Source organism: Lutibacter sp. (genome assembly GCF_041596795.1).
Taxonomy (GTDB): domain Bacteria; phylum Bacteroidota; class Bacteroidia; order Flavobacteriales; family Flavobacteriaceae; genus Lutibacter.
The window spans coordinates 1-4,773 of the sequence record NZ_JBFHHX010000190.1; the positions used below are offsets into that span (position 1 = coordinate 1).

At 31.6% G+C, this 4,773-nt stretch carries 6 protein-coding genes and 1 pseudogene; all 7 read right to left on the reverse strand.

Annotated features, from left to right (window positions below; genetic code table 11):
* Positions 1 to 75, reverse strand: a pseudogene (gene rpsP, locus ABY298_RS14805) (30S ribosomal protein S16); the annotation flags it as partial.
* An 84-nt stretch (positions 76 to 159) separates the two neighbouring features.
* Positions 160 to 735, reverse strand: coding sequence for an electron transport complex protein RnfA (locus ABY298_RS14810; protein WP_372746829.1), 576 nt, complete (start codon positions 733 to 735; stop codon positions 160 to 162).
* Complete coding sequence (rsxE, locus tag ABY298_RS14815) at positions 735 to 1,343, reverse strand: electron transport complex subunit RsxE (RefSeq protein WP_372746830.1); 609 nt, start codon at positions 1,341 to 1,343, stop codon at positions 735 to 737. The genes ABY298_RS14810 and rsxE overlap by 1 nt, the downstream gene beginning before the upstream one ends.
* Before the next feature lie 4 nt (positions 1,344 to 1,347).
* Entirely contained in the window at positions 1,348 to 1,944 is a 597-nt protein-coding gene (locus ABY298_RS14820; RefSeq protein WP_372746831.1) for an RnfABCDGE type electron transport complex subunit G, read from the reverse strand.
* 2 nt (positions 1,945 to 1,946) lie between these two features.
* A complete protein-coding gene (locus tag ABY298_RS14825; RefSeq protein WP_372746832.1) occupies positions 1,947 to 2,954 on the reverse strand; it encodes an RnfABCDGE type electron transport complex subunit D in 1,008 nt (335 codons plus the stop codon).
* Position 2,955: 1 nt separating this feature from the next.
* Complete coding sequence (rsxC, locus tag ABY298_RS14830; protein WP_372746833.1) at positions 2,956 to 4,284, reverse strand: electron transport complex subunit RsxC; 1,329 nt, start codon at positions 4,282 to 4,284, stop codon at positions 2,956 to 2,958.
* Positions 4,277 to 4,773, reverse strand: a 497-nt coding sequence (locus ABY298_RS14835; RefSeq protein ID WP_372746834.1) for a 4Fe-4S binding protein, incomplete at its 5' end; no start/stop codon positions are given. The genes rsxC and ABY298_RS14835, both read right to left, overlap by 8 nt.

Here is a 4,773-nt window from a genome sequence, read left to right on the forward strand (position 1 = left end):
TACTATCCAATATAATGGTTTTCCTTTTTTACCGTGTCTTTGTAATCTAATTTTTACTGGCATTTTGTTTAAAATTTTAAGGTTCTCGACCTTGGTTATTAATTAAGGGTGCAAATATAGTTAGTTATTTTTAAATAACACGCTCTCTATCAGTATTTTTTACACTAACCCAGTAAATCCTAAAAAAGCTAATGATAAAAGTCCTGCTACCAATAAATTAATTGGAACACCTTTCATTTGCTTTGGAATATTAGCCAATTCTAAATGCTCACGAATACTTGCAAAAACAATTAATGCTAATGCAAAACCTAATGAGTTAGAAATTGCAAAAAATACAGCTTTTAGTAAGCTTCCACCTTCTAATCCTAATGCTAAAATTGCAACTCCTAAAACGGCGCAGTTTGTAGTAATTAAAGGTAAAAACACTCCTAAAGCTTGGTATAATGGCGGACTTACTTTCTTTAAAATAATTTCAACCATTTGCACTAATGCTGCAATTACTAAAATAAAAGTAATGGTTCGCAAATAATCTAATCCTGCTGGAACCAATATAAATTGATGCAATAAATAGGTTGCCATTGTTGCTATTGTCATTACAAACAATACAGCTCCAGACATTCCAACTGAAGTTGAAACTTTATTAGAAACTCCTAAAAACGGACAAATTCCTAAAAACTGAGATAATACAATGTTGTTAACAAAAACTGCGGCAATAAGTATAATAATATAATCCATTATTTTGCTGTTTTAGCGGTTACTTTATTAAATAATACGGTTAAATATGCTAATGCGATAAATGCTCCAGGAGGTAAAATAAACAAGATAAAAGTATTTGCATTTTCGGCAACAAATTTTAACCCGAACAAACTTCCGTTTCCTAAAATTTCACGAGTAGCTCCTAATATGGTTAAAGCTAAGGTAAAACCTAATCCCATTCCTAAACCATCTATTAATGATGAAAGTGCGTTGTTTTTTGATGCAAATGCTTCTGCTCTTCCTAAAATAATACAGTTTACCACAATTAACGGAATAAAAATCCCTAATTGCTCATATAAAAATGGTACAAATGCTTCTAAAATCATTTCAACAATTGTTACAAATGATGCGATAATGATAATAAATGCCGGAATACGAACTTTACTTGGAATTTGACTTTTTACTAACGAAACCACAATGTTACTCATTATTAATACAAACATTGTTGCAACGCCCATTCCTAATCCATTAGAAGCCGATGATGTTACTCCTAAAGTTGGACACATTCCCAATAACATTACAAATATTGGGTTTTCTTTTACAATACCCTTTAAAAAATTCTGGGTTTGATTCACAGTTTCTGCCATACTATTAATTTTTAGGAGTTTTAAGTGATTCATTATTTTTCATAAACTCATCATAAGCCATTTGAGTAGCTTCAGTAAAAGCTCTGGTGGAAATTGTAGCACCAGTTAAAGCGTCTACTTCTCCTCCATCTTTTTTAACTTTTAAATTATAAGTTGATGGGTTTTTATCTCTAAATTGTTGTAGAAACTTTTCATCCTTCATTTTTGTTCCTAAACCTGGAGTTTCCTTTTGTTCTAAAACTTCAATATTCTGAATTTCACCTGATGCTTTAAAACCAATCATTAATTTTACCAAACCGCTAAATCCTTTTTCTGAAGAACCAATAACTGCAGCTCCAACAAATTCGTTATTCGAAAATCCAGGATAAACTTCTACTGAATCTTTTACATTTTCAGCTTTAATTAGTACTACATCTTCTACAGGATTGTTATCAAAAGCGGGCAAAACTAATTTTATAGCATTAGTTTTCTTTGCTACTTTTGCATCTTTTATAGGTTGTTCGGTTAATTGATTTACATAACCTAACGAAAAACCTGATATAATGGTAATTACAAATAATGAAATTACCATATTCATAAATGTATCTTTCTTTTTACTCATAATTACACAATTTTAGATTTGATTTTTACACCAAATCGGCGAGGTTTAAAATAGGTATTAATTAACGGTACAAACGCGTTCATAATTAAAATAGCAAATGAAACACCTTCTGGATAAGCTCCAAATAATCTAATTACCACTGTTATTACACCAATTCCAATAGCAAAAATTATCATTCCTTTTTTAGTCATTGGGCTAGTAACTAAATCGGTTGCCATAAAAAACGCACCTAATAAAGCACCACCTGAAAGTATATGAATTAACGGACTAGCATATTGTTCTGGATTTATTACCCAAAAAATACCTGTCATAACTGCCATTGTAACTAACATTGTAACTGGAATATGCCAAGAAATAACTTTTCTAACTAGTAAATAAATTCCTCCAATTAACAATGCTAATGCAGACATTTCACCAATAGAACCACCAGTTATTCCTAATAACAAATCAATAGTTGAAGGAATTTTAGTTGAAATCTCTGTCATTGTTTCACCAAACATTAATCCCTCTTTTATCATTCCTAAAGTTGTAGCTCCAGTAACACCATCGGCAATTGATAAATTATTTTCAACGGCTGTTGGCCACATTGTCATTTGAACCGGAAATGAAACCAATAAGAAAACCCTACCTACTAAAGCTGGGTTAAAAATATTGAAACCCAAACCACCAAAGGATAATTTTGCAATTCCAATAGCAACTAAACTACCCACAATAATCATCCAAATTGGCAATCCGCTTGGTAAATTAAAAGCTAGTAAAATTCCAGTAATTAATGCAGAACCATCTCCAATAGTAACATCGGTTTTTAATAAATATTTTTGAATTAAATATTCAAATCCTAAACAAGATATTACCGCTACTGCTGTAACAATAAATGCATTAATTCCAAAAACATATAGCGAAACTAAAAAAGCTGGAACTAAAGCAATAACCACATCATACATTATTTTTTTTGAAGTTCTATCAGAATGTACGTGTGGTGAAGCTGATATAATAATAGGTTGACTCATTTTAATTTTTAGAGGTTTGTAATTTTTTAACTATGTTTTTTCCGAAGCGGATATAATCTAACAATGGACGATCTGATGGGCATACATAACTACAAGATCCACACTCAATACAAGTCATAATATCTTCATTAGATGCTCTTTCAAACAATCCTTTTTCAGATAAATTCATTAACAAATGTGGTTCTAATCCCATTGGACACACAAAAACACATTCTCCACAACGGATACAGTTTTTAGCTTCTCCTCTACTTGCTTCCTCTTCTGCAATTACTAAAATTCCTGAAGTTCCTTTAGTAACTGGAACATCAGTATTTTTAATTGCTTTCCCCATCATTGGGCCGCCATTTACAATTTTTCTGGTTCCTTCTGGTAAGCCACCAACTTCAGCAATTAAATCGCTAATTGGAGTTCCTATTTTTACCCAAAAATTTGATGCATTTTCTATTTTTTTACCTGTAACTGTAACTACTCTTTCAATTAAAGGTTTGTTGTATTGCACAGCTTCATAAATGGCAAAAATGGTTCCAACGTTATGCACAACTACACCAACATCTAATGGCAATCCGTTTTTAGGAACTTCTCTATTTAACAGAGCTCTAACCAGCTGTTTTTCTCCACCTTGAGGATATTTAACTTGCAAAGCAGCAACCTGAATTTTTGAATTATTTTTGGTCGCTTTTTTAAATAAATCAATCGCATCTTTTTTATTGTTTTCAATTCCAACAATTGCTTTCTCAACGTGTAAAGCCTTCATTAAAATTTCTATACCAACAATAATTTCAGCAGATTTTTCTAACATTAATCGGTGATCGGCAGTTAAATAAGGCTCACATTCTACACCATTAATTATTAAGCAATCTAACTTTGTGCCTTCCTTTACATTTAATTTTACATGTGATGGAAATGTTGCTCCACCTAAACCAACAATTCCAAAATCGTTAACGCGCTGTAAAATTTCTTTTGCTGATAATGTTATTTCTTGTAGTAAAGGATATTCTTTTTCTTCAAAATTAGATTCATCCTTAACATCTGTTCTAATTACTATACATTGCTTTTTGTAACCGCTAGAATCAATAATTTTATCTAGTTTAGTTACTGTTCCAGCAACTGGAGAATGTATATTTGAGGATACAAAACCACCAGATTTTGCAATTACTTGTCCTATTACAACTTTATCTTTTACTTCTACAACAATTTCTGCAGGTATACCAATATGCTGAGCAATAGGTACATTTACCATTTTAGGAACTGTTAATCTTTTAATTGATTTTGATGAAGTTAATTTATTTTCTGGAGGATGAATTCCTCCTTTAGGAAACGTTTTAAGCATCCGTTTTATCATTTATTGGTTCAACAATAGGTTCTTTTACAACAGCAACTTTTTCTTCCTTTTCAACTGCTACTTTCTCTTCAACTTTCTTCACTTTTTTTGGAGGAAAGTTTGTTTCTATAATAGAATGTGTTGGACAAACATCTACACATTTTCTACATAGCGTGCAATATGCAGGATCTATATAGGCTAAATTATTAACCATTGTAATGGCTTCTTTTGGACAAATATCAAAGCATTTAGAGCATCCAATACAAGCAACTGCACATGATTTTTTTGCAATTCCACCTTTATCTTCATTTAAACAGCCAACAAAAACTTTTAAATCCTTTTTGTTTCGTGGTCGCATTTCAATAATATCTCTCGGACATTCTTCTACACATGCACCACAACTAGTACACTTATCGGTTATAATAACAGGTAAACCTGTAGTTTCATCCATATACATGGCATCAAACTTACATACCTTTACACAGTCTCCATCACCCA